The 25,177-nt window shown below is 51.1% G+C and carries 26 protein-coding genes; 14 read left to right on the forward strand and 12 right to left on the reverse strand.

The window, feature by feature from the left end; translation table 11 throughout:
• Positions 1 to 337 precede the first annotated feature (337 nt).
• Complete coding sequence (rhaA, locus tag OQV04_RS09415) at positions 338 to 1,597, reverse strand: L-rhamnose isomerase (protein ID WP_021578168.1); 1,260 nt, start codon at positions 1,595 to 1,597, stop codon at positions 338 to 340.
• Positions 1,594 to 3,063, reverse strand: coding sequence for a rhamnulokinase (gene rhaB / locus OQV04_RS09420; RefSeq protein WP_032281936.1), 1,470 nt, complete (start codon positions 3,061 to 3,063; stop codon positions 1,594 to 1,596). The genes rhaA and rhaB overlap by 4 nt, the downstream gene beginning before the upstream one ends.
• 287 nt (positions 3,064 to 3,350) lie before the next feature.
• On the opposite strand from rhaB, the gene rhaS reads away from it, so the two are divergent.
• Both rhaS and rhaR read left to right on the forward strand, forming a co-directional pair.
• Positions 3,351 to 4,187: an HTH-type transcriptional activator RhaS gene (rhaS, locus tag OQV04_RS09425; RefSeq protein ID WP_000217135.1), complete on the forward strand. Its 837-nt coding sequence runs from the start codon at positions 3,351 to 3,353 to the stop codon at positions 4,185 to 4,187.
• 73 nt (positions 4,188 to 4,260) lie between these two features.
• Positions 4,261 to 5,109: an HTH-type transcriptional activator RhaR gene (gene rhaR / locus OQV04_RS09430; RefSeq protein ID WP_001302243.1), complete on the forward strand. Its 849-nt coding sequence runs from the start codon at positions 4,261 to 4,263 to the stop codon at positions 5,107 to 5,109.
• Here the strand turns inward: rhaR and rhaT are convergent.
• Entirely contained in the window at positions 5,106 to 6,140 is a 1,035-nt protein-coding gene (gene rhaT / locus OQV04_RS09435; protein WP_032281937.1) for an L-rhamnose/proton symporter RhaT, read from the reverse strand. The two genes, rhaR and rhaT, sit on opposite strands and share 4 nt — an antisense overlap.
• A 284-nt stretch (positions 6,141 to 6,424) precedes the next feature.
• Here rhaT and sodA point away from each other — a divergent pair, with 284 nt between their 5' ends.
• The 3 genes from sodA (at position 6,425) to yiiM (ending at position 9,111) form a co-directional block, all read left to right on the forward strand.
• Positions 6,425 to 7,045, forward strand: coding sequence for a superoxide dismutase [Mn] (sodA, locus tag OQV04_RS09440; RefSeq protein WP_001297064.1), 621 nt, complete (start codon positions 6,425 to 6,427; stop codon positions 7,043 to 7,045).
• A 259-nt stretch (positions 7,046 to 7,304) separates the two neighbouring features.
• Complete coding sequence (kdgT, locus tag OQV04_RS09445) at positions 7,305 to 8,288, forward strand: 2-keto-3-deoxygluconate transporter (RefSeq protein ID WP_001166063.1); 984 nt, start codon at positions 7,305 to 7,307, stop codon at positions 8,286 to 8,288.
• 148 nt (positions 8,289 to 8,436) lie between these two features.
• Positions 8,437 to 9,111, forward strand: coding sequence for a 6-hydroxyaminopurine reductase (gene yiiM, locus OQV04_RS09450; RefSeq protein WP_032281938.1), 675 nt, complete (start codon positions 8,437 to 8,439; stop codon positions 9,109 to 9,111).
• Positions 9,112 to 9,216: 105 nt separating this feature from the next.
• Here the strand turns inward: yiiM and cpxA are convergent, their stop codons facing one another.
• On the reverse strand, positions 9,217 to 10,590 hold the full coding sequence (gene cpxA, locus OQV04_RS09455; RefSeq protein WP_000580413.1) for an envelope stress sensor histidine kinase CpxA: 1,374 nt from the start codon (positions 10,588 to 10,590) through the stop codon (positions 9,217 to 9,219).
• Positions 10,587 to 11,285, reverse strand: coding sequence for an envelope stress response regulator transcription factor CpxR (gene cpxR, locus OQV04_RS09460; protein ID WP_001033722.1), 699 nt, complete (start codon positions 11,283 to 11,285; stop codon positions 10,587 to 10,589). The genes cpxA and cpxR overlap by 4 nt, the downstream gene beginning before the upstream one ends.
• 149 nt (positions 11,286 to 11,434) lie before the next feature.
• Here cpxR and cpxP point away from each other — a divergent pair, with 149 nt between their 5' ends.
• The 5 genes from cpxP to cdh all read left to right on the forward strand — a co-directional run bounded on the left by cpxP (position 11,435) and on the right by cdh (position 16,299).
• Complete coding sequence (cpxP, locus tag OQV04_RS09465; RefSeq protein ID WP_001223800.1) at positions 11,435 to 11,935, forward strand: cell-envelope stress modulator CpxP; 501 nt, start codon at positions 11,435 to 11,437, stop codon at positions 11,933 to 11,935.
• A 148-nt stretch (positions 11,936 to 12,083) separates the two neighbouring features.
• Positions 12,084 to 12,986 carry a CDF family cation-efflux transporter FieF gene (fieF, locus tag OQV04_RS09470; RefSeq protein WP_001076742.1) on the forward strand — a complete coding sequence of 301 codons (903 nt, stop codon included), beginning with the start codon at positions 12,084 to 12,086 and terminating at the stop codon, positions 12,984 to 12,986.
• Positions 12,987 to 13,166: 180 nt separating this feature from the next.
• Positions 13,167 to 14,129, forward strand: coding sequence for a 6-phosphofructokinase (pfkA, locus tag OQV04_RS09475; protein WP_000591795.1), 963 nt, complete (start codon positions 13,167 to 13,169; stop codon positions 14,127 to 14,129).
• 318 nt (positions 14,130 to 14,447) lie between these two features.
• Positions 14,448 to 15,437, forward strand: coding sequence for a sulfate/thiosulfate ABC transporter substrate-binding protein Sbp (sbp, locus tag OQV04_RS09480; RefSeq protein WP_001045704.1), 990 nt, complete (start codon positions 14,448 to 14,450; stop codon positions 15,435 to 15,437).
• A 106-nt stretch (positions 15,438 to 15,543) separates the two neighbouring features.
• On the forward strand, positions 15,544 to 16,299 hold the full coding sequence (gene cdh / locus OQV04_RS09485) for a CDP-diacylglycerol diphosphatase (protein ID WP_032281954.1): 756 nt from the start codon (positions 15,544 to 15,546) through the stop codon (positions 16,297 to 16,299).
• Positions 16,300 to 16,353: 54 nt separating this feature from the next.
• Here the strand turns inward: cdh and tpiA are convergent, their stop codons facing one another.
• Positions 16,354 to 17,121, reverse strand: a complete 768-nt coding sequence (gene tpiA / locus OQV04_RS09490; RefSeq protein WP_203082452.1) for a triose-phosphate isomerase — start codon at positions 17,119 to 17,121, stop codon at positions 16,354 to 16,356.
• A gap of 107 nt (positions 17,122 to 17,228) precedes the next feature.
• Complete coding sequence (locus OQV04_RS09495) at positions 17,229 to 17,828, reverse strand: YiiQ family protein (RefSeq protein ID WP_000802226.1); 600 nt, start codon at positions 17,826 to 17,828, stop codon at positions 17,229 to 17,231.
• Positions 17,829 to 17,928: 100 nt separating this feature from the next.
• Between OQV04_RS09495 and OQV04_RS09500 the strand changes: the two genes are divergently transcribed.
• The 3 genes from OQV04_RS09500 to uspD all read left to right on the forward strand — a co-directional run bounded on the left by OQV04_RS09500 (position 17,929) and on the right by uspD (position 19,335).
• On the forward strand, positions 17,929 to 18,369 hold the full coding sequence (locus tag OQV04_RS09500) for a DUF805 domain-containing protein (protein WP_000155257.1): 441 nt from the start codon (positions 17,929 to 17,931) through the stop codon (positions 18,367 to 18,369).
• A gap of 211 nt (positions 18,370 to 18,580) precedes the next feature.
• Positions 18,581 to 18,880 (forward strand): DUF406 domain-containing protein, encoded by a 300-nt coding sequence (locus tag OQV04_RS09505; RefSeq protein ID WP_000655986.1) that lies wholly within the window; start codon positions 18,581 to 18,583, stop codon positions 18,878 to 18,880.
• Positions 18,881 to 18,906: 26 nt separating this feature from the next.
• Positions 18,907 to 19,335 (forward strand): universal stress protein UspD, encoded by a 429-nt coding sequence (uspD, locus tag OQV04_RS09510; protein ID WP_000323555.1) that lies wholly within the window; start codon positions 18,907 to 18,909, stop codon positions 19,333 to 19,335.
• Positions 19,336 to 19,339: 4 nt separating this feature from the next.
• Here the strand turns inward: uspD and fpr are convergent, their stop codons facing one another.
• The 4 genes from fpr to glpF all read right to left on the reverse strand — a co-directional run bounded on the left by fpr (position 19,340) and on the right by glpF (position 23,799).
• Positions 19,340 to 20,086 carry a ferredoxin--NADP(+) reductase gene (gene fpr / locus OQV04_RS09515; RefSeq protein WP_000796310.1) on the reverse strand — a complete coding sequence of 249 codons (747 nt, stop codon included), beginning with the start codon at positions 20,084 to 20,086 and terminating at the stop codon, positions 19,340 to 19,342.
• Between the two features lie 96 nt (positions 20,087 to 20,182).
• A complete protein-coding gene (glpX, locus tag OQV04_RS09520) occupies positions 20,183 to 21,193 on the reverse strand; it encodes a class II fructose-bisphosphatase (protein ID WP_001250644.1) in 1,011 nt (336 codons plus the stop codon).
• A 229-nt stretch (positions 21,194 to 21,422) separates the two neighbouring features.
• Complete coding sequence (glpK, locus tag OQV04_RS09525; protein WP_000136788.1) at positions 21,423 to 22,931, reverse strand: glycerol kinase GlpK; 1,509 nt, start codon at positions 22,929 to 22,931, stop codon at positions 21,423 to 21,425.
• 22 nt (positions 22,932 to 22,953) lie between these two features.
• On the reverse strand, positions 22,954 to 23,799 hold the full coding sequence (gene glpF, locus OQV04_RS09530; RefSeq protein WP_032281955.1) for a glycerol uptake facilitator protein GlpF: 846 nt from the start codon (positions 23,797 to 23,799) through the stop codon (positions 22,954 to 22,956).
• 425 nt (positions 23,800 to 24,224) lie between these two features.
• Here glpF and zapB point away from each other — a divergent pair, with 425 nt between their 5' ends.
• On the forward strand, positions 24,225 to 24,470 hold the full coding sequence (gene zapB, locus OQV04_RS09535) for a septal ring assembly protein ZapB (protein WP_001296623.1): 246 nt from the start codon (positions 24,225 to 24,227) through the stop codon (positions 24,468 to 24,470).
• 38 nt (positions 24,471 to 24,508) lie between these two features.
• Here the strand turns inward: zapB and OQV04_RS09540 are convergent, their stop codons facing one another.
• Positions 24,509 to 25,135, reverse strand: coding sequence for a hypothetical protein (locus tag OQV04_RS09540; RefSeq protein ID WP_000232688.1), 627 nt, complete (start codon positions 25,133 to 25,135; stop codon positions 24,509 to 24,511).
• Between the last annotated feature and the right edge of the window lie 42 nt (positions 25,136 to 25,177).

Consider the following 25,177-nt stretch of genomic DNA (forward strand, 5'->3'; position numbering starts at 1 on the left):
TCAGGCCTACAACTATTGCCGACCTGTAGGCCGGATAAGGCACTTGTGCCGCATCCGGCAATCAATGCCTGATGCGACGCTGTTGCGTCTTATCAGGCCTACAACTGTTGCCGACCTGTAGGCCGGATAAGGCACTTGTGCCGCATCCGGCAATCAATGCCTGATGCGACGCTGTCGCGTCTTATCAGGCCTACAACTATTGCCGACCTGTAGGCCGGATAAGGCACTTGTGCCGCATCCGGCAATCAATGCCTGATGCGATGTCGCGTCTTATCAGGCCTACAACTGTTGCCGACCTGTAGGCCGGATAAGGCACTTGTGCCGCATCCGGCAGTGTTTACCCGCGGCGACTCAAAATTTCTTTCTCATAAGCCCGCACGCTCTCCAGCCATTCGCTACCTGCTGGGGTATCGTGACGTTGGCAATACATTTCCCATACCGCCTGCCACGGCAACGATTTCTGCTCTTCCAGCAGTGCCAGACGCGCAGTGTAATCGCCCGCCGCTTCCAGCTTGCGCAGCTCAGCGGTAGGTTCCAGCAACGCACGCAGCAGGGCTTTTTTCATATTGCGTGTACCAATGACCCACGCAGCAATACGGTTGATAGAGGCATCAAAGAAGTCGAGGCCGATATGCACCCGGTCGAACAGATCGTGACGAACAATCTCACTGGCAATCGCCTGGGTTTCATCATCCAGCAGCACTACGTGATCGCTGTCCCAGCGAACCGGACGGCTGACGTGCAGCAGCAACTGCGGCACATACAGCATGGCGGCGGAAATCTTGTCGGAAATCACTTCAGTCGGGTGGAAATGCCCGGCGTCCAGGCACAGCGCAGTCTGGCGGCTGGTGGCATACCCCATGTAAAACTCATTGGAGCCAACCGTGTAGCTCTCTGCGCCAATGCCAAACAATTTGCTCTCAACGGCGTCGATATGGTGCGCCGGATCCAGCTTCTCGCTGATCACCTCATCCAGAGCTGCCAGCAGACGCTGGCGCGGAGCGAGACGGTCAACGGTGATATCTTTCATGCCATCCGGGATCCAGATGTTCATCACCGACGGTGTGCCGAGTTGCTCACCAAAATAGGCCGAAACGCGGCGGCTGGCCTTGCAGTGATCAATCCAGAACTGGCGAATGCTGTCGTCGGCATGGGAAAGCGTAAAGCCATCGGCGCTTAGCGGATGCGAGAAACAGGAGGGGTTAAAATCCAGACCGAGCTGATTGGCTTTCGCCCATTCAACCCAGTTTTTGAAGTGCTCAGGTTTGATCTGGTCGCGCGAGACTGGCGTGTCTGATTCCAGATAGATGGCATGTAAATTAAGCCGTTTTGGCCCCGGAATCAGCCGCATAGCCTGTTCCAGATCGGCACGTAGCTCACTGGCATTACGCGCTTTGCCCGGATAATTGCCAGTAGCCTGAATCCCTCCGGTCAGCGAACCTTCCGGGTTTTCAAAACCGGAAACATCATCACCCTGCCAGCAGTGCATTGAAACGGGTAAACGATCAAGTTGGCGCAGCGCCTCCTCGACATCAATCCCCACCGCCGCGAAACGCTGTTTCGCCAGCTCCCAGGCCTGTTCCAGTTGAGTGGTCATGCGCAAAGCTCCTTTGTCTGTCGTGTAGAGTGAATCTGCGCCACATAGTGGGCAATTTCACTGTCAGGATTAGGGGTAAAGGTGGTCAGATTCGCGGTGGTGCTGACGACCTGACGGAAATCATCCACATTGTTGAGTTCATCCAGCGTCATTAACTGGATGCCGATATTGCCGAGCGTCGAGGCTTCAACAGGCCCGGCGATCACCCGAATACCGCAGGCATCGGCACATAGCTGGTTGAGCAGCGTGTTCTGGCAGCCGCCGCCGACAATATGCAGTTGCGAGAAATCTTCACCGCGTAGCTGCGCCAGCTCATGCAACACATCGGCATACAGCAACGCCAGACTGTCGAAAATACAGCGCGCCAGTTCAGCATCACTTTCCGGGATTGGTTGCGCCGTTTCCCGACACGCAGCCTGAATTTCGCTGCACATCTCGTCAGGATTAATAAAACGATCGTCATTGGGATTGATGATGAAGCGGCAGGCCGGAAGTACCTGTGTCGCGGCGATAAGCGCCGGGAGATCGTTGATTTGCCGCTCCTGAAGCACTCGCTGAAGCAGCCATAAGCCCATAATATTTTTCAGCACCCGATAGCGACCTTCCGCCCCGCCTTCATTGGTGATGTTGGCTGCCAGCGCCGTGTCATTGGTAAATGGCGTTTTGCTTTCAAAACCCATCAATGACCAGGTGCCAGAGGAGAGATAAGCGGCGCGGGAACCGTTTAACGGTGAGGCGATAACCGCGCTGGCGGTATCATGGCTGGCAACGGCGACCACCGGAATCTCATTACCCTGCGGGCAAATCCAGTGACCTATGACATTACCCGGATGCGTCGGGCGACCAAACCAGGCTTTGTTGGCCCCGCTCCACGCCAGTAGCGACCCGTCCCAGTCGTCGCTATTGATATTGACCAGTTGCGTGGTTGTGGCATTGGTGTACTCCCAGTTCATCTTGCCGGTCAGGCGATAACTGAAGTAATCCGGCATCAGCAGAGCGTGAGCAATGTGTGGAATGAGTTCAGGTTGTTGCTCCGTCAGCGCCCGCAACTGATAAAGCGTATTGAAGGGCAGAAACTGGATGCCGCTACGTTGATAAATATCGCGTTTGCCGAGTTGTTGTTGTGCCTGCGCCATCAGGCCATTGGTGCGGCTATCGCGATAAGCAACGGGCAGGCCCACACGCTGACCCTGTTGGTCGAGCAGCACAAAGTCCACGCCCCAGGTATCAATCCCAATGCTATCGATACGAATCCCTTCCTCGCACACCTTGTTTAATCCAAGGCGAATGGCACTTTCAAGGCTATCCACATCCCAGGTGACATAGCCGTTCTGACTATGCAGCCCATTGTTAAAACGATGGATTTCGCGCAGCGTCAGGCTGCGGCATTCACGCTCGTAACGCGCCAGCATCACGCGCCCACTGGATGCGCCGAGATCGACGGCGACACAATTGCGAAAGGTCATAATGTGATCCTGCTGAATTTCATTACGACCAGTCTAAAAAGCGCCTGAATTCGCGACCTTCTCGTTACTGACAGGAAAATGGGCCATTGGCAACCAGGGAAAGATGAACGTGATGATGTTCACAATTTGCTGAATTGTGGTGATGTGATGCTCACCGCATTTCCTGAAAATTCACGCTGTATCTTGAAAAATCGACGTTTTTTACGTGGTTTTCCGTCGAAAATTTAAGGTAAGAACCTGACCTCGTGATTACTATTTCGCCGTGTTGACGACATCAGGAGGCCAGTATGACCGTATTACATAGTGTGGATTTTTTTCCGTCTGGTAACGCGTCCGTGGCGATAGAACCCCGGCTCCCGCAGGCGGATTTTCCTGAACATCATCATGATTTTCATGAAATTGTGATTGTCGAACATGGCACGGGTATTCATGTGTTTAATGGGCAGCCCTATACCATCACCGGTGGCACGGTCTGTTTTGTGCGCGACCATGATCGGCATCTGTATGAACATACCGATAATCTGTGTCTGACCAATGTGCTATATCGCTCGCCGGATCGATTTCAGTTTCTCGCCGGGCTGAATCAGTTGCTGCCACAAGAGCTGGATGGGCAGTATCCGTCTCACTGGCGCGTTAACCACAGCGTATTGCAGCAGGTGCGACAGCTGGTTGCACAGATGGAACAGCAGGAAGGGGAAAATGATTTACCCTCGACCGCCAGTCGCGAGATCTTGTTTATGCAATTACTGCTCTTGCTGCGTAAAAGCAGTTTGCAGGAGAACCTGGAAAACAGCGCATCACGTCTCAACTTGCTTCTGGCCTGGCTGGAGGACCATTTTGCCGATGAGGTGAATTGGGATGCCGTGGCGGATCAATTTTCTCTTTCGCTGCGTACGCTACATCGGCAGCTTAAGCAGCAAACGGGACTGACGCCTCAGCGTTACCTGAACCGCCTGCGACTGATGAAGGCTCGACATCTGCTACGTCACAGCGAGGCCAGCGTTACTGACATCGCCTATCATTGCGGATTCAGCGACAGTAACCACTTTTCAACGCTTTTTCGCCGAGAGTTTAACTGGTCACCGCGTGATATTCGTCAGGGACGGGATGGCTTTCTGCAATAACGCGAATCTTCTCAACGTATTTGTACGCCATATTGCGAATAATCAACTTCGTTCTCTGGCCGAGGTAGCCACGGTGGCGCATCAGTTAAAACTTCTCAAAGATGATTTTTTTGCCAGCGACCAGCAGGCAGTCGCTGTGGCTGACCGTTATCCGCAAGATGTCTTTGCTGAACATACACATGATTTTTGTGAGCTGGTGATTGTCTGGCGCGGTAATGGTCTGCATGTACTCAACGATCGCCCTTATCGCATTACCCGTGGCGATCTCTTTTACATTCATGCTGACGATAAACACTCCTACGCTTCCGTTAACGATCTGGTTTTGCAGAATATTATTTATTGCCCGGAGCGGCTGAAGCTGAATCTTGACTGGCAGGGGGCGATTCCGGGATTTAGCGCCAGCGCAGGGCAACCACACTGGCGCTTAGGTAGCATGGGGATGGCACAGGCGCGGCAGGTTATCGGTCAGCTTGAGCATGAAAGTAGTCAGCATGTGCCGTTTGCTAACGAAATGGCAGAGTTGCTGTTCGGGCAGTTAGTGATGTTGCTGAATCGCCATCGTTACACCAGTGATTCGTTGCCGCCAACATCCAGCGAAACGTTGCTGGATAAGCTGATTACCCGGTTGGCGGCTAGCCTGAAAAGTCCCTTTGCGCTGGATAAATTTTGTGATGAGGCATCGTGCAGTGAGCGCGTTTTGCGTCAGCAATTTCGCCAGCAGACTGGAATGACCATCAATCAATATCTGCGGCAGGTCAGAGTGTGTCATGCGCAATATCTTCTCCAGCATAGCCGCCTGTTAATCAGTGATATTTCGACCGAATGTGGCTTTGAAGATAGTAACTATTTTTCGGTGGTGTTTACCCGGGAAACCGGGATGACGCCCAGCCAGTGGCGCCATCTCAATTCGCAGAAAGATTAATTCGCCATGCCGATGCCGACGATGTTAGCGGCGACAATAATCACCACACAACCGAGGCTCAACACCGTTACCGGACGGCGTCCTGCATTGTTCCACTCTTTCAGCACCAGCCCGACGATACCGCCGCACAATACATAGAAACTCATATGCAGCATCCAACTGATGTAGTCATACTGCGCCGGAATGCGGGCGTGGCCCCAGGCATAGAAAAAGAATTGCAGATACCACATCAACCCGCCCAGTGCCGAGAGTAACACATTGTGAATGATCAGCGATTTTGCCAGCGAGAAGTCGGATTTTAGCGACAAATCCTTCACTTTTGCCAGACGAATAAAACAGAAACCGAGGTTAATGATCGCGCCGCCGCCCATGATGACAACATAGCTTGGCAGAGCGACATACAGTGGATCGACGCCTAGTGCGGCAGCGGCTTCATGCATCGGTTTTGCGGCGTTCATCGCAAAGGACATCCCGGCAGAGAAAATGCCGCACATCACCGCCAGCACCAGTCCTTTTTTCAGATTGAACTCTTCGGCTTTAATGCCCATCTTGCGCTCTTTCAACTGCCCGGCTCGAGTTACAATCCCTACGCCAATCAGCGCCACCAGAACGCCGAGCAACGTCATGCGTCCGCCTTCGGTGCTAATCAACACATCGAAATTGCCGTTGATAATTGGCGTCATCAGCGTACCGACAATCAACGTAATGCCAATGGCGATGCCAATTCCCATCGACATGCCGAGATAACGCATGGTCAGGCCGTAGTTGATATTACCGATCCCCCACATAGCGCCGAACAGAAAAACAGGCAGCAGCGTAGAGAGACTAAACGAGCTGTAATACGCCCAGAAATTCGGTAGTAACAGGGCGCTGATGGCCCACGGCAGAATAATCCACGAAACAATCCCACCGACTGACCACATGGTTTCCCATGACCATTTTTTTACTTTTTTGAACGGAGCGTAAAAACAGGCTGCACTGGCCGCGCCGATCAAATGCCAAAATATCCCCATCGTAATCGCGTTACTCATCTTCTTATCCTCATCATTTTTCGTCGCGTCACATCTCCGACGAGATGAGTGTAAAAATCGTGCTGTCGATTAACCTTTCGCCTGTTGCCGCCGTTGTCGATTTACTGGCAATCACGGCATTAAGTGGGTGATTTGCTTCACATCTCGGGCATTTTCCTGCAAAACCATACCCTTACGAAAAGTACGGCATTGATAATCATTTTCAATATCATTTAATTAACTATAATGAACCAACTGCTTACGCGGCATTAACAATCGGCCGCCCGACAATACTGGAGATGAATATGAGCTATACCCTGCCATCCCTGCCGTATGCTTACGATGCCCTGGAACCGCACTTCGATAAGCAGACCATGGAAATCCACCACACCAAACACCATCAGACCTACGTCAACAACGCCAACGCGGCGTTGGAAAGCCTGCCAGAATTTGCCAACCTGCCGGTTGAAGAGCTGATCACCAAACTGGACCAGCTGCCAGCAGACAAGAAAACCGTACTGCGCAACAACGCTGGCGGTCACGCTAACCACAGCCTGTTCTGGAAAGGTCTGAAAAAAGGCACCACCCTGCAGGGTGACCTGAAAGCGGCTATCGAACGTGACTTCGGCTCCGTTGATAACTTCAAAGCAGAATTTGAAAAAGCGGCAGCTTCCCGCTTTGGTTCCGGCTGGGCATGGCTGGTGCTGAAAGGCGATAAACTGGCGGTGGTTTCTACTGCTAACCAGGACTCCCCGCTGATGGGTGAAGCTATTTCTGGCGCTTCCGGCTTCCCGATTCTGGGCCTGGATGTGTGGGAACATGCTTACTACCTGAAATTCCAGAACCGCCGTCCGGACTACATCAAAGAGTTCTGGAACGTGGTGAACTGGGACGAAGCAGCGGCACGTTTCGCGGCGAAAAAATAATCATTTGCCGTCTGCTGCAATGAGGCGTTTACGCCGCATATCAGCTTAAAAAATGAACCATCGCCAATGGCGGTGGTTTTTTTGTGATCAATTTCAAAATAAAAACAATGATCCTATAAAAATAAAACAGTGTTTCAATTGATGTGGTTTTGATCACTTTTATTGATTAAATGAATGTCTATCTTCGTTTCCATCAACACTGATGCTCCATTGAGGAATTACGCATCAGCCCTTAAAAATATGCCGACAGGTGATGGAAATGCAGATAAAACGCTCGATTGAGAAAATCCCGGGGGGGATGATGCTCGTCCCGCTATTCCTTGGCGCACTGTGCCACACCTTCTCGCCGGGGGCGGGGAAATATTTTGGATCATTCACCAACGGGATGATTACCGGTACGGTGCCCATTCTGGCGGTGTGGTTTTTTTGCATGGGGGCGTCAATAAAATTAAGCGCGACGGGAACGGTACTGCGTAAATCCGGTACGCTGGTGGTAACTAAAATTGCCGTCGCGTGGGTGGTTGCGGCAATTGCCTCGCGCATTATTCCGGAACATGGTGTTGAAGTTGGATTCTTTGCCGGACTTTCAACGCTGGCGCTGGTGGCGGCGATGGATATGACCAACGGCGGACTTTACGCTTCCATCATGCAGCAGTACGGCACAAAAGAAGAAGCTGGGGCATTTGTGTTGATGTCGTTGGAGTCCGGGCCGCTCATGACGATGATTATTCTGGGCACTGCCGGGATTGCCTCGTTTGAACCGCATGTTTTCGTCGGCGCAGTATTACCGTTCCTGGTGGGCTTTGCCCTTGGGAACCTTGACCCTGAATTACGAGAATTTTTCAGCAAAGCGGTGCAGACGCTGATTCCATTCTTTGCCTTCGCACTAGGCAATACCATTGATTTGACTGTAATTGCCCAGACAGGTTTGCTGGGGATCCTGTTGGGTGTGGCAGTAATTATCGTGACCGGTATTCCGTTGATTATCGCCGATAAATTGATTGGCGGTGGCGATGGCACTGCCGGAATTGCCGCTTCCAGTTCCGCAGGGGCCGCGGTAGCGACACCTGTGCTGATTGCAGAAATGGTGCCTGCGTTTAAACCGATGGCTCCGGCAGCAACTTCGCTGGTAGCGACGGCAGTCATTGTGACTTCGATTCTGGTGCCAATTCTTACCTCTATCTGGTCACGTAAAGTCAAAGCCAGAGCGGCGAAAATCGAAATTTTAGGTACGGTGAAATAAACCTGCTTCCTTAATCCCCACCGCCGGATGAACTAACGTTCGTCCGGTTTGCTATTGAGTTCCTGCCTGGATACTTACCGCGAAAACAGCACGCCTGACATAAAATAAATATGGTCTAATGGGGAAATTTCTCGTGGAGAGGGAACAGATGCGATATCCGGTTGATGTATACACAGGCAAGATTCAGGCTTATCCCGAAGGCAAACCCAGCGCAATTGCCAAAATCCAGGTTGATGGTGAGTTGATGCTGACGGAGCTGGGGCTGGAAGGTGACGAGCAGGCGGAGAAAAAGGTTCACGGCGGGCCAGACAGAGCGCTGTGTCATTATCCTCGTGAGCACTATCTCTACTGGGCGCGGGAATTTCCGGAACAGGCGGAGTTGTTTGTTGCGCCTGCGTTTGGTGAAAATCTCTCAACCGACGGTCTGACGGAAAGTAATGTTTATATGGGCGATATTTTCCGCTGGGGAGAGGCATTAATTCAGGTCAGCCAGCCGCGCTCGCCTTGCTATAAACTCAATTACCATTTTGATATCAGCGATATAGCGCAGTTGATGCAAAACACGGGTAAAGTGGGCTGGCTATATAGCGTGATAGCGCCGGGGAAAGTGTCTGCGGACGCACCGCTGGAGCTGGTTTCCCGTGTCAGCGATGTGACCGTGCAGGAGGCTGCCGCCATCGCATGGCATATGCCGTTTGATGACGATCAGTATCACTGTTTACTCTCCGCCGCCGGGTTATCGAAAAGCTGGACGCGAACGATGCAAAAGCGCCGACTGAGCGGCAAGATCGAAGATTTTTCCCGCCGGTTGTGGGGAAAATAACCCCCGGAGTGTAGGCCTGATAAGACGCTATCAGCGTCGCATCAGGCATCCTGCTCAAATGCCGGATGCGGCGTAAACGCCTTATCCTGCCTACAAATGCGGAGTTTAACTCCGCTTATACAGCGGCAACCAAATCACCAGCCGTAAACCGCCCAGCGGGCTGTCTTCTGCCTTCACCCAGCCACGATGCTGCTGAATGGCGGTTTCAACAATCGCCAGCCCCAAACCTGTACCGCCAGATTCACGATCGCGTGCTTCATCGGTCCGATAGAACGGACGGAAAATCTGTTCGCGATCTTCCGGGCTAACGCCAGGACCATCGTCGTCCACCGTAATGGTGATACCGTCTTTATCTACCGCAAAGCCCACTTCAATCTTCGTATGGGAATAACGCAGAGCATTACGAACAATGTTTTCCAGCGCACTTTCCAGGGCGTTCGGATTGCCGTACAGCGGCCACGGCCCAGGCGGGAAGTTAACTGTCAACGACTTGCCCATTTGCTCGGCTTCGAACGCCGCGTTATCCAGCACTTCGCCCCACAACTGGTTGGCTTTGATGGTCTCGCTTACCAGCGCGTTTTTTTGCTGATTACGTGACATCACCAACAGGTCGTTAATCATGCTGTCCAGACGTTGCGCTTCGGTTTCAATACGCTCCAGTTCTTTGCTTTCACCGCTACGACGGCGCAGTAACGCCGTACCCAGTTGCAGACGCGTCAGTGGCGTGCGCAGCTCGTGAGAGATATCAGAAAGCAGACGCTGCTGGGAGGTCATCATACGCTCCAGCGCGGTGACCATCTGGTTAAAACTGGCACCTGCGGCAAGGAATTCCTGTGGCCCCGCTTCCAGTTCCGGGTGCTGGCGTAAGTTTCCCTGGGCAACTTCATCGGCAGCGTTTTTCAGCTTACGCGCCGGTTTTGCCAGACTCCAGGCCAACCACAACAGCAGCGGCGTACTGACCAACATGGTGACAATCAGCAGTAATAGCGGGCGGTCAAACAGTAAGTTAATGAAATCGGATTGAGAACTGCTGGCCGGACGAATCAGATAAAGTTGGTAATTATCTTCGCCATCACGCACGGAGAACGGACCGACCAGTTCCACGCGGCCATACTTTTTCTTCTGCGGATGATCGGCGTTATCGGCCTGACCAATAAAGTTACGAATGATCTGCATTTCGCTGCGTTCAGCGCCGATCACGCGGCCTTCGGTGGTCACTAATAACAAACGCTGTCCTGGCGGTGCCCACTTATCAATCGCCCGGAACAGACGCCGCCACCACATTAAATCGTTGGGCGGATCGTTCGCCAGCTCCGCTTCAACATGCTGCTCAATCATCAGACCCTGACGCTGTTCGCTATCCAGAAGCTCGGTCATCTGGCGTGAATCGAGCTTGGGTAACATCAAAACCAACATCAACACCAGCGCCAGCGTCAGCCAGAAGATGGCGAAGATGCGCGCGGTTAAGCTGCCTATCATGAAGCAGAAACCATCAGGTAGCCGCGACCACGCAAAGTTTTAAACCACGGGTGACCATCTTTACGATCCGGCAGTTTACGACGCAGGTTGGAAATGTGCATATCGATAGCGCGGTCGAAAGGCGTCAGGCGTTTGCCCAGCACTTCCTGGCTTAAATGTTCACGGGAAACCACCTGACCCAGATGCTGTGCCAGCAAATAGAGCAGGGTAAACTCAGTACCGGTTAACTCCAGCGTTTGCCCGTCGAAGCTGGCTTCCTGACGGCCTGGATTCAGCACTAAGGCATCAACTTCCAGTGTCGGTGAACCGTTGTCGTTGTTTTGCTGTTGCTCGCTCCAGTGCGAACGGCGCAGGATCGCGCGAATACGTGCCACCAGCTCACGATCATTAAACGGTTTCGGGAGATAGTCATCTGCGCCCAGCTCAAGGCCGAGAACGCGATCAAGTTCACTGCCGCGCGCCGTCAACATAATGACAGGCGTCTGGTGTGTCTGGCGAAGTGCTTTTAATGTGTCGATACCATTTTTCTTCGGCATCATTACGTCAAGCAAAAGTAAATCAATGCTGTCGTCCAGAAGATCAAGCGCCTGTTCCCCATCGTGGGCAACAATCACGTTGAAGCCTTCCATCTCGAGCAGCTCCTTTAATAGGGAAGTCAGCTCTCGGTCATCATCAACTAACAGGATTTTATTCATTGTTTAAATACCTCCGAGGCAGAAATTACGTCATCAGACGTCGCTAATCCATGACTTTACGTTGTTTTACACCCCCTGACGCATGTTTGCAGCCTGAATCGTAAACTCTCTATCGTTGAATCGCGACAGAAAGATTTTGGGAGCAAATGATGCGCATAGTTACCGCTGCCGTCATGGCCTCAACGCTGGCAGTCAGTTCATTAAGCCACGCTGCTGAAGTCGGTTCAGGCGATAACTGGCATCCGGGTGAAGAACTTACGCAGCGCAGTACGCAGAGCCATATGTTCGACGGCATAAGTTTAACCGAACATCAGCGTCAGCAGATGCGAGATCTTATGCAACAGGCCCGGCACGAACAGCCTCCTGTTAATGTTAGCGAACTGGAGACAATGCATCGCCTTGTCACCGCAGAAAATTTTGATGAAAACGCTGTGCGCGCACAGGCAGAAAAAATGGCGAATGAGCAAATTGCTCGTCAGGTTGAGATGGCAAAAGTCCGCAACCAAATGTATCGCCTGTTAACGCCGGAGCAGCAAGCGGTTTTAAACGAGAAACATCAACAACGAATGGAGCAGTTGCGTGACGTGACGCAATGGCAAAAAAGTTCATCGTTGAAGCTATTGAGTAGTAGCAACTCACGTTCCCAGTAGTAAACCCTGTTTTCCTTGCCATAGACACCATCCCTGTCTTCCCCCACATGATGTGGGGGTTTTTTTTATCCTCAATTTGCCTGCTGCTTAATGCATTGCAGATGATTTGCTTCCGTTATACTAGCGTCAGTTGATAGCGGGAGTATTTATGAATCAATCTTATGGACGGCTGGTCAGTCGGGCGGCGATTGCTGCGACGGCGATGGCTTCGCTGCTATTGCTGATTAAAATTTTTGCATGGTGGTATACCGGGTCGGTGAGTATTCTCGCCGCGCTGGTGGATTCGCTGGTGGATATCGGCGCGTCGTTGACGAATTTACTGGTGGTGCGATATTCCCTGCAACCTGCCGACGATAATCACTCGTTTGGTCACGGTAAAGCTGAGTCCCTCGCGGCGCTGGCGCAAAGTATGTTTATCTCCGGTTCGGCACTATTCCTGTTTTTGACGGGTATTCAACATCTGATATCTCCAACACCGATGACAGATCCAGGCGTCGGGGTTATCGTGACAATTGTGGCGCTAATTTGTACGATTATCCTTGTCTCGTTTCAGCGTTGGGTGGTGCGCCGGACGCAAAGCCAGGCGGTGCGGGCTGATATGCTACATTACCAGTCTGATGTTATGATGAACGGCGCAATTCTGCTCGCGCTGGGGTTGTCCTGGTACGGCTGGCATCGCGCCGATGCTCTGTTTGCATTGGGAATCGGCATCTATATTTTATATAGCGCGTTACGCATGGGATATGAGGCGGTACAGTCATTACTGGATCGCGCATTACCTGATGAGGAACGGCAAGAAATTATTGATATCGTGACTTCCTGGCCGGGTGTTAGCGGCGCTCACGATCTTCGCACGCGGCAGTCAGGGCCGACCCGCTTTATTCAGATTCATTTGGAAATGGAAGACTCTCTGCCTTTGGTTCAGGCACATATGGTGGCGGATCAGGTAGAGCAGGCTATTTTACGGCGTTTTCCGGGATCGGATGTGATTATCCATCAGGACCCCTGTTCCGTCGTACCCAGGGAGGGTAAACGGTCTATGCTTTCATAATCAGTATAAAAGAGAGCCAGACCCGCATTTTGTGTATAAAATACCGCCATTTGGCCTGACCTGAATCAATTCAGCAGGAAGTGATTGTTATACTATTTGCACATTCGTTGGATCACTTCGATGTGCAAGAAGACTTCCGGCAACAGATTTCATTTTGCATTCCAAAGTTCAGAGGTAGTCATGATTAAGAAAATCGGTGTGTTGACAAGCGGCGGTGATGCGCCAGGCATGAACGCCGCAATTCGCGGGGTTGTTCGTTCTGCGCTGACAGAAGGTCTGGAAGTAATGGGCATTTATGACGGCTATCTGGGTCTGTATGAAGACCGTATGGTACAGCTAGACCGTTACAGCGTTTCTGACATGATCAACCGTGGCGGTACGTTCCTCGGTTCTGCGCGTTTCCCGGAATTCCGCGACGAGAACATCCGCGCCGTGGCTATCGAAAACCTGAAAAAACGTGGGATCGATGCGCTGGTGGTTATCGGCGGTGACGGTTCCTACATGGGTGCAATGCGTCTGACCGAAATGGGCTTCCCGTGCATCGGCCTGCCGGGTACTATCGACAACGACATCAAAGGCACTGACTACACTATCGGTTTCTTCACTGCGCTGAGCACCGTTGTAGAAGCGATCGACCGTCTGCGTGACACCTCTTCTTCTCACCAGCGTATTTCCGTGGTGGAAGTGATGGGCCGTTATTGTGGCGATCTGACGCTGGCTGCGGCTATTGCCGGTGGCTGTGAATTCGTTGTGGTTCCGGAAGTTGAATTCAGCCGTGAAGACCTGGTAAACGAAATCAAAGCGGGTATCGCGAAAGGTAAAAAACACGCGATCGTGGCGATTACCGAACATATGTGTGATGTTGACGAACTGGCGCATTTCATCGAGAAAGAAACCGGTCGTGAAACCCGCGCAACTGTGCTGGGCCACATCCAGCGCGGTGGTTCTCCGGTGCCTTACGACCGTATTCTGGCTTCCCGTATGGGCGCTTACGCTATCGATCTGCTGCTGGCAGGTTACGGCGGTCGTTGCGTAGGTATCCAGAACGAACAGCTGGTTCACCACGACATCATCGACGCTATCGAAAACATGAAGCGTCCGTTCAAAGGCGACTGGCTGGATTGCGCGAAAAAACTGTATTAATGATTTCGGAAAAAGGCAGATTCCTTTAGCCTGAAACCGATGACAGAAGCAAAAATGCCTGATTCGCTTCGCTTATCAGGCCTACGTGAATTCTGCAATTTATTGAATTTACAAACTTTTGTAGGCCGGATAAGGCGTTCGCGCCGCATCCGGCATTGATAAAGCGCACTTTGTCAGCAATATGAGGCGGATTTCTTCCGCCTTTTTAACCCCCAACATATACCCGCAAGTTATAGCCAATCTTTTTTTATTCTTTAATGTTTGGTTAACCTTCTGGCACGCTTTGCTCATCACAACACAACATAAGAGAGTCGGGCGATGAACAAGTGGGGCGTAGGGTTAACATTTTTGCTGGCGACAACCAGCGTTATGGCAAAGGATATTCAGCTTCTTAACGTTTCATATGATCCAACGCGCGAATTGTACGAACAGTACAACAAGGCATTCAGCGCCCACTGGAAACAGCAAACTGGTGATAACGTGGTGATTCGTCAGTCACACGGTGGTTCAGGTAAACAAGCGACGTCGGTAATCAACGGTATTGAAGCTGATGTTGTCACGCTGGCTCTGGCCTATGACGTGGACGCAATTGCGGAACGCGGGCGGATTGATAAAGAGTGGATCAAACGTCTGCCGGATAACTCCGCACCGTACACTTCCACCATTGTTTTCCTGGTGCGTAAGGGCAATCCGAAGCAGATCCATGACTGGAACGATCTGATTAAACCGGGTGTTTCAGTGATCACGCCTAATCCGAAAAGCTCTGGTGGCGCGCGCTGGAATTACCTGGCTGCCTGGGGCTACGCGCTGCATCACAACAACAACGATCAGGCAAAAGCACAGGATTTTGTTCGGGCACTGTATAAAAACGTCGAAGTTCTGGATTCTGGCGCGCGTGGCTCCACTAACACTTTTGTCGAGCGCGGAATTGGCGATGTACTGATTGCCTGGGAAAACGAAGCTCTGCTGGCAGCGAATGAACTGGGGAAAGATAAATTCGAAATCGTCACGCCGAGTGAGTCTATCCTCGCAGAGCCAACCGTGTCGGTGGTCGATAAAGTGGTCGAGAAAAAAGGTACTAAAGAGGTGGCGGAAGCCTACCTGAAATATCTCTACTCGCCAGAAGGTCAGGAAATTGCCGCGAAAAACTACTACCGTCCGCGCGACGCTGAGGTGGCGAAAAAGTACGAAAATGCGTTTCCAAAGCTGAAGTTATTCACCATTGATGAAGAGTTCGGCGGCTGGACGAAAGCGCAAAAAGAGCATTTTGCTAACGGCGGTACGTTCGATCAGATCAGCAAACGCTGATTTCTCCAGGATAATTATCAAACCCGGTGGTTTCTCGCGACCGGGTTTTTTATTTGTCACGATTTTGCGTTACCCTTGCATCTCTTTGAGGTACAGGGAAAAAAAGATGAAAAAAGCGGGTCTTCTTTTTTTGGTGATGATAGTTATCGCCGTTGTGGCTGCCGGTATTGGTTACTGGAAATTAACCGGTGAAGAGTCGGTTACATTACGTAAGATTGTCCTTGAGGAATGTTTGCCCAATCAGCAGCAAAATCAAAATCCTTCGCCATGTGCGGAAGTCAAACCCAATGCCGGATACGTGGTTTTAAAAGATCTTAATGGCCCACTGCAATATCTGTTGATGCCAACGTATCGTATTAACGGTACTGAAAGTCCTTTGTTGACCGATCCTTCAACGCCGAACTTCTTTTGGTTGGCCTGGCAGGCGCGTGATTTTATGAGCAAAAAATACGGCCAGCCGGTTCCCGATCGCGCGGTTTCTTTGGCGATCAACTCCCGCACCGGGCGTACGCAAAACCATTTTCATATTCATATCTCTTGTATTCGTCCTGATGTGCGCGAACAACTGGATAACAATCTGGCGAACATCAGCAGCCGCTGGTTGCCACTGCCAGGTGGTTTGCGCGGGCATGAATACCTGGCGCGTCGGGTAACGGAAAGCGAACTGGTACAACGCAGCCCATTTATGATGCTGGCAGAAGAAGTACCTGAGGCGCGGGAACATATGGGAAGCTACGGGCTGGCGATGGTACGGCAGAGTGATAACTCATTTGTATTGCTGGCGACACAACGAAATCTACTGACGCTTAACCGTGCTTCAGCCGAGGAAATTCAGGATCATCAGTGTGAGATTTTGCGTTAAGGCGAAGAGTTAAGGAAAGTAAGTGCCGGATATGAAATCCGGCACCTGTCAGACTTAAGCCTGTTTAGCCGCTTCTGCAGCTTTAACGATTACTGCGAAGGCGTCAGCTTTCAGAGAAGCACCACCAACCAGCGCGCCGTCGATATCCGGCTGAGCAAACAGTTCTGCAGCGTTAGACGCGTTTACAGAGCCGCCGTACTGAATGATCACTTGTTCAGCGATGTTAGCGTCAACTTTAGCGATGTGGTTACGGATGAATTTGTGAACAGCCTGTGCCTGAGCCGGAGTTGCAGATTTGCCAGTACCGATTGCCCATACAGGTTCGTAAGCGATAACCGCACCTTCGAATGCCGCAGCACCCTGAGTTTTCAGTACCGCGTCGATCTGACGTGCGCAAACTTCTTCAGTTTTGCCCGCTTCGTTTTCAGCTTCGGTTTCACCGATGCACAGAACCGGAGTCAGACCCTGCTCTTTCAGCACCGCGAATTTTTTCGCGATCAGTTCGTCAGACTCTTTGTGGTAAGTACGACGTTCAGAGTGGCCGATGATGATGTACTGTGCGCCGATGTCTTTCAGCATAGCAGCAGAGGTTTCACCGGTGAATGCGCCGGACAGGTTCAGGTCCACGTTTTGCGCACCCAGCATGATGTGGCTGCCTTCAGCTTCACGCTTCGCCATATCGATGTACATTTCCGGTGGTGCGATTGCAACCGCACAGCCAGCAACACCTGCCAGCTCTTTACGCAGGTTAGAAACCAGCTCGTGAACCATGTGGCGGCTGCCGTTCAGTTTCCAGTTACCCATCACTAAAGGATGTCGCATTTTAATTCTCCACGCTTATAAGCGAATAAAGGAAGATGGCCGCCCCGCAGGGCAGCAGGTCTGTGAAACAGTATAGAGATTCATCGGCACAAAGGCTTTGCTTTTTGTCATTTATTCAAACCTTCAAGCGATTCAGATAGCGCCAGCTTAATCGGTTCAACAGCGAAGGTCAGCCCCTTTTCGCCGTTGTCCGCGACAACATAACGCAGTGCACCTTCTGTCTCGGTGTAATAACGTTTGTTTTTCCCCGCCGTTAGTAGCGACTGCAGTTTTTTCTGGCTTTGTGTTTTGGTCATTAATGGGGTGAGTGTGCGGATCACCGCTGCCATATATTCCTGAGCTTTCGCTTTCGCGGCTTTTTGCTCTGGCCCCTGGATGGGTAGCCAGGTCATTTGAATGCTTTTGATTTTTAAGGTACCGCGCTCCAGCGCTGTAGAAGCATACAAGTTCTCGTTAATTTTACTTGCAGCACGAGTGAGATTGGCTTTGTCGGGACTGCTGTCGATGGCACGAAATTCGTTCAGTGGCAGGCTGGGATTCTGGCTGTTAAAGTCTTCTCGAAACTGGCTGATGGAGAGATCGAAAGTAGGGGCTCCAGCCAGCAGATAAGGCGCGGTCGTTGCCGTATCTGGTGTTTGTGCATGCGCCGTTGTTGTAACGGTTAATGCAGAACATAAGAGAAAAAACAGCGTACACCCTGGCTTCATTGACAGTACCTTTTGTTATGACTGGCTCCGATTAAAACGATATCTGTCGCCCTTGTCAAAAGGGTAGAATCCTGGAAAAGACAACCATCAAGGAACTTACATGACCATACAGCAATGGTTATTCTCATTTAAAGGGCGTATTGGACGCCGTGATTTCTGGATTTGGATAGGCCTGTGGTTCGCAGGCATGCTGGTGCTTTTCTCACTGGCGGGTAAAAATTTACTCGATATTCAGACCGCGGCGTTTTGCCTTGTGTGCTTGCTCTGGCCAACAGCGGCAGTAACCGTTAAGCGCTTGCATGATCGCGGGCGTTCCGGCGCATGGGCATTTCTGATGATTGTGGCGTGGATGCTACTGGCGGGTAACTGGGCGATTTTACCGGGTGTCTGGCAATGGGCGGTAGGGCGTTTTGTCCCGACGTTGATTCTGGTGATGATGCTTATCGATCTTGGTGCGTTTGTTGGCACACAAGGCGAAAATAAATATGGTAAAGATACTCAGGATGTGAAGTATAAAGCCGACAATAAATCAAGTAATTAACCTTTAATATATCTCTTACTGCTATTTTTTTCCGGGATTGTTATTTCCACGATGCAAATGACAATGCCCGGAAAATCCTTCTGAACTCTTCACCTTAAGCAATATCAAAAAAAATGGTAATCCATAAGATCATTACTTGTTTGTTCTTCCCTTAACGGCGCATTATTCTTAAGTCGTAATCGACAGAGAGGCGAATATACAGAGGTGCCCTATGAAAGATGTCGTAGATAAATGCAGTACTAAAGGATGTGCGATTGATATCGGTACGGTGATTGATAACGACAACTGTACCAGTAAGTTTTCGCGCTTTTTTGCCACCCGCGAAGAAGCAGAGTCCTTTATGACCAAACTGAAAGAGCTTGCCGCCGCTGCATCCTCTGCAGATGAAGGGGCCAGCGTGGCCTATAAGATTAAGGATCTGGAGGGGCAAGTTGAGCTTGATGCGGCCTTCACCTTCTCATGCCAGGCCGAGATGATTATTTTTGAGTTATCACTGCGTTCGTTAGCTTGATGGAGTTGCTTTAGAAGGAGTTAAACATGGCTTATAAACACATTGGCGTGGCAATTTCCGGGAATGAAGAAGATGCCTTACTGGTGAATAAAGCCCTGGAGCTCGCCAGACATAATGACGCTCACCTGACGTTAATTCATATTGATGATGGCTTAAGCGAGTTGTATCCGGGTATCTACTTCCCTGCAACAGAAGATATTCTTCAATTGTTGAAGAATAAGTCGGATAACAAGCTGTATAAACTGACGAAAAATATTCAATGGCCGAAGACAAAACTGCGTATTGAACGCGGAGAAATGCCGGAAACACTGCTGGAAATTATGCAAAAAGAGCAGTGCGACCTCCTTGTCTGTGGTCATCACCACTCATTTATCAACCGTTTGATGCCGGCATATCGCGGGATGATCAATAAGTTGAGTGCGGATTTGCTCATCGTGCCGTTTATCGATAAGTAACCGCTTACCAGTAATGCTCCGCTGTCATATGGCCCGGTCGGCGACGTAAATGTTTCGTCATCTGCCGGGTCTCTTTCAGCAACTGTTGGGTATCGCGCACCATCTGTGGATTGCCGCACAGCATCACATGGCTGGTTTCTTTATTCATCGGCAGGCCAATCGCGCTTTCCAGTTCACCACTTTCAATTAATGCCGGTATCCGTCCGGTGAGCGACCCCGCTGCCGTTTCCCGACTGACCACCGTCTGAATGCGCAGTTTTCCTTCGTAGCGTTTTTCCAGTTCTTGCATCAGTGGCAAATAGCTTAAGTCGGCGGCATAACGTGCGGCGTGCACCAGGACCAGATTTTTGAAGCGATCTAAATCTTTGCCTAGTTGTAGAATCGATAAATAAGGGCCAATCGCTGTACCGGTTGCCAGCATCCATAGCGTTTCGCAATCTGGCACTTCATCCAGAACAAAGAAGCCAGCTGCTTCGCTAACCACCTGCACTTCATCTCCTGGTTTCAGTGCCGCCAATCGTGGGCTTAATTTGCCATCGGGGACGGTGACCAGGTAAAACTCCAGATCGGGATTATCGGGCGAGTTAACATAGGAGTAGGCGCGCTGGACGCGTTCGCCGTCGATTTCAAGGCCAAGCTTGGTAAATTGCCCGGCGGTAAACGGATGCACAGGGGCGTGAACGGTGAGACTAAACAGGGCGTCGGTCCAGTTCTGCACTTTAGTGACTTTGCCTGTTACCCAATCAGCCATGTTTTTCTCCTGTTTTGATTGACTTGCCTTATCTTCGTTCTCCGAACAAAAAAATTCCAGTCCCGAAGGACTGGAAGGCTCAATCGATCAAATCAATCAGAGGATGTGCACCTGCATTTCCGGGTCTTTGCGATCCAGATAGTGGATAGACTGAATGCGGCGAATGGTGCGTGATTTGCCGCGGATCAGCAGCGTTTCGGTAGTCGCGATATTGCCTTTGCGGCTAATGCCTTCCAGCAGATCGCCTTTGGTAATACCGGTGGCAGAGAAGATGACGTTATCGCTGCGCGCCATATCGCCCAGACGCAATACTTTACCGGCTTCGATGCCCATCGCTTTGCAGCGTGCCAGCTCCTGCTCGCCAATGCGACGATTCTCTTCATTGTCGCCTTTGACGTCATGACGCGCCAGCAGACGACCGTTCATGTCGCCATCTAATGCGCGGATCACCGCCGCAGAAACCACGCCTTCCGGCGCGCCACCAATTCCGTACAGCACGTCAACTTCGCTGTCTGGCATACAGGTGAGAATTGAGGCCGCAACGTCGCCATCCGGAATAGCAAATACGCGTACGCCGAGTTGCTGCATTTCAGCGATAACGGCATCGTGGCGTGGTTTAGCCAGAATCGTTACCGTCAGTTCGCTCAACGGTTTGCCGAGCGCCGCCGCTACATTGCGCAGGTTATCCGCCAGCGGCAGGTTCAGATCAATGGTGCCTTTGGCTCCCGGCCCGACAATCAGCTTCTCCATATACATATCCGGCGCATTGAGGAAGCAGCCTTTATCGCCTACTGCCAGCACCGCCAGCGCGTTAGCCTGACCCATCGCCGTCATGCGCGTGCCTTCAATCGGATCAACAGCAATATCTACCGCGTCGCCGCGACCAGTACCGACTTTTTCACCAATGTAGAGCATCGGTGCTTCGTCGATTTCACCTTCACCAATGACGATGGTGCCGTCAATGTTGACCTGGTTGAGCATAATACGCATGGCGTTTACCGCCGCGCCGTCCGCGGTGTTTTTATCGCCGCGTCCTAACCATTTGTAGCCAGCCAGCGCCGCAGATTCGGTGACGCGGGAAAATTCGATGGCAAGTTCTCGTCTCATAGCAAACTCTAAGCAGTAAGGAATGGCGCGAAGTGTAGCACAGGGGAAGGGTGGGATTATTGATGTGTGCGGGGTTGCCCCCGCACGGTTTCAGAGTCTGCGTGATGCCGGATGCGGCGTGAACGCCTTATCCCGCCTACACAAAATGGCATTGGCTCGTAGGCCTGATAAGACGCGTAAGCGTCGCATCAGGCGATCAGCATCAGGCAATCGATTCAGGTGCCTGACATTACTCGTCGTGTTCTTCCCACGCCATCGCGCGTTTGACCGCTTTTTTCCAGCCTGCGTAACGGTAATTACGCTCAGTGGTTTCGATGCCTGGACGGAACTCGCGCTCAATCACCGCTTTCTCTTGCAGCTCGTCGAGGTTCTGCCAGAAGCCAACCGCCAGGCCTGCGAGATAGGCCGCACCCAATGCGGTGACTTCGCGAACTTCCGGGCGCTCAACGCGGGTGCCGAGAATATCGGACTGGAATTGCATCAGGAAATTGTTTGCTACTGCGCCACCATCCACGCGCAGGGCGTGCAGACGGATACCAGAGTCGGCCTGCATCGCTTCCAGCACGTCACGCGTCTGATAAGCAATAGACTCCAGCGTCGCGCGTATAATGTGGTTAGCGTTCACCCCACGAGTCAGACCGAAAATCGCCCCGCGCGCATACGGGTCCCAGTACGGCGCACCCAGCCCGGTAAATGCCGGAACCACATACACACCATTGGTGTTTTGCACTTTGGTGGCGAAATATTCGGAATCGTAGGCGTCGTTAATCAACTTCATCTCATCGCGCAGCCACTGAATGGATGCGCCTGCCATAAACACCGCACCTTCCAACGCATAGTTCACTTCGCCAGTCGGGCCGCAGGCGATGGTGGTCAGCAGGCCGTTTTCTGATTTCACCGCTTTCTCGCCAGTGTTCATCAGCATAAAGCAGCCAGTGCCATAGGTGTTCTTCGCCATCCCTTCTTTCACGCACAACTGACCAAACAGCGCGGCCTGCTGGTCACCGGCGATCCCGGAGATTGGAATACGCGTGCCGCCTTTGCCGCCAATGTTAGTCTGACCGTACACTTCGGAAGAACGACGCACTTCTGGCAGCATCTCGCGCGGAATATCCAGCACTTCCAGCATTTTGTCGTCCCAGTCCAGGGTATGGATGTTGAACAACATGGTACGAGAGGCGTTGGTATAATCGGTCACATGGACACGGCCCTGAGTCATTTTCCAGATAAGCCACGTATCAACCGTACCAAACAGCAATTCACCACGACGCGCACGCTCGCGAGAGCCTTCCACATGGTCGAGGATCCACTTCACTTTGGTGCCAGAAAAGTACGGGTCAATCACCAGACCGGTATTGCTGCGGATATAATCTTCTAAACCGTCACGTTTTAAATGCTCGCAGATTTCTGCGGTACGACGGCACTGCCAGACAATGGCGTTATAGATAGGCTTGCCGGTTTCTTTTTCCCAGACAATAGTGGTTTCACGCTGGTTCGTAATACCGATAGCTGCAATTTGATCGGAACTGATATCGGCTTTCGCCAGCACTTCTACCAGCGTGGAGCTTTGGGTGGCCCAGATTTCCATTGGGTCGTGTTCTACCCAGCCTGGTTTTGGGTAGATTTGCTCAAATTCGCGCTGCGACACGCTAATGATATTGGCATCGTGATCCATTACGACCGCGCGGGAGCTGGTGGTGCCCTGGTCGAGCGCAACGATATATTTTTTTTCAGTCATGTTTAATTGTCCCGTAGTCATATTACAGCGAAGCTTTTTGTTCTGAAGGAGTTGTGGTCTCCTTTTCTTCCACAACACAGATATCGCAAGGCAAATGGCGACCAATCAGTTTGCGGTAGGCAAATGCACCTACAATCGCGCCAACGATAGGGCCAAAAAGCGGCACCAGGAAGTAAGGAATGTCTCTGCCGCCGGTAAAGGCGACATTGCCCCAGCCCGCCAGCCAGGCAAAGACTTTCGGACCGAAGTCACGCGCTGGGTTCATGGCAAAACCCGTCAATGGGCCCATAGATGCGCCAATGACCGCAATCAGTAGACCAATCAGCAAGGGAGCCAAAGGGCCGCGTGGTACACCGTTGCCATCGTCCGTTAACGCCAGGATCAGCCCCATCAGAATAGCGGTAATCACCATCTCAACTGCGAAAGCCTGCACAAAATTGATATGAGGATTAGGGTAAGTAGAGAAAGTGCCTGCCAGATCAACACTTTCAACGCTGCCGCGAACAATGTGATGAGTCTGCTCGAAGTCGAAAAATAAATTGTAGTAAAGCCCGTAAACTAAAGCCGCAGCACAGAAAGCGCCGGCAACTTGTGAAACGATAAAAGGAATAACTTTGCGCTTGTCGAAACAGGCAAACAGCCACAATGCAATGGTAACAGCGGGGTTAAGATGCGCGCCGGAAACCCCTGCGGTCAGGTAGATGGCCATTGCCACCCCCAGTCCCCAAATGACACTGATTTCCCACTGACCAAAAGACGCACCAGCGACTTTTAGTGCTGCAACGCAACCCACACCGAAAAAAATCAACAACCCGGTACCGAGGAATTCAGCAATGCACTGGCCTTTCAAGGTTGATTTTTGACTCATAATCGGATCCTGAAGAGTTAATGTTTGTTGTATGCGTGAAAGTCACGGACCTCCACGATGCTTGTAGGCATGCTGTAAACTTATCGTTAACGAGCAAAAACGAGAAATATCGAACTTAAAATGTGTGTGCTTCGTCATAAAATGAGCGTTATCGCGCCATTTATTCCATCTGATTGTACATGATGCATGTTTGTTAGATCATTCGCGCAACAAATTTATTAACATTTTCGATTGGTGTGGATTATGTCTCCAGGAGAAGGATGAAAAGTGTGGCAAACCGTAATCTGCAAGGCGTGCCGCTGGACAGCGATGGCGCGGCTTCATACAATCGGAGCTAACTAAAGTGCGCTCGTATTTATTAAGGCGTCACCGGTAATCGGGACGAGGATTTTTTATCCATCAACGCCTTGCAATTCAGGAGAGGTATGACAATGTCATTAGAAGTGTTTGAGAAACTGGAAGCAAAAGTACAGCAGGCGATTGATACCATCACTCTGTTGCAGATGGAAATCGAAGAGCTGAAAGAAAAAAACAACTCACTGTCGCAGGAAGTTCAAAATGCTCAGCATCAGCGCGAAGAGCTGGAGCGTGAGAACAACCATCTGAAAGAACAGCAGAACGGCTGGCAGGAACGTCTGCAGGCCCTGCTGGGTCGCATGGAAGAGGTTTAATCTCTTCCACGCAGAGGCGCCGCAAGGCGCCTTATTTTTTACTTCACTGTATTTTTAGCAGACAACATAATCTCCATCGCCTGTTGGCGATATTTATCTGCCGTATCTGGCTCCATTAATGCAATGATCCCCACAGCCCTGGGGGTGTCTTCAAGATAAACACTGATGGTTCTTTTCTGCTGACCATCAAAATTTATCAACACATCCTGATACTTACAGGTGAAATGTTTGGCATTACAATCATGAAACTGGAAGGTTTCTTCATTGTATTGATCCTTGAGATTGTCTCGCTGCATCTTCTTTAACTCTTCCAGCGAGTCATCGGCGCTACGTCCTGCGGGCAGGCGGAAAGCAGAAATAAAGACGCTATTATCTTCACTTCTTATATCAATGGTTTTATCAGTACTAATAGAAACCGTATTCCAGTGTCGGTTTGGGACAGTCACGGAAATAGCTGCCTTCTCAAACGTATAGTGCCACGGGGTGAACAGACGAAACGTATTGCCGACGTTGGATAAAAGCAGGACTCCCAATACCCAACAGTACCCGCGAGTAAAACTGGCGAAGTTACGCGTTTTTTTAGTGAATGTGCACAGAATACCTGACACAAGCACGGGAAGTAATAACGGCCCAAGAAGTACTGAACCGATATACTCGCCAACCATCCCAGGATCTCCAGTAAGCAAGTTACTGTGCTGAAGATGACT

The organism is Escherichia sp. Lx600-2 (assembly GCF_036662595.1).
In the GTDB taxonomy this organism is placed as follows: Bacteria; Pseudomonadota; Gammaproteobacteria; order Enterobacterales; family Enterobacteriaceae; genus Escherichia; species Escherichia coli.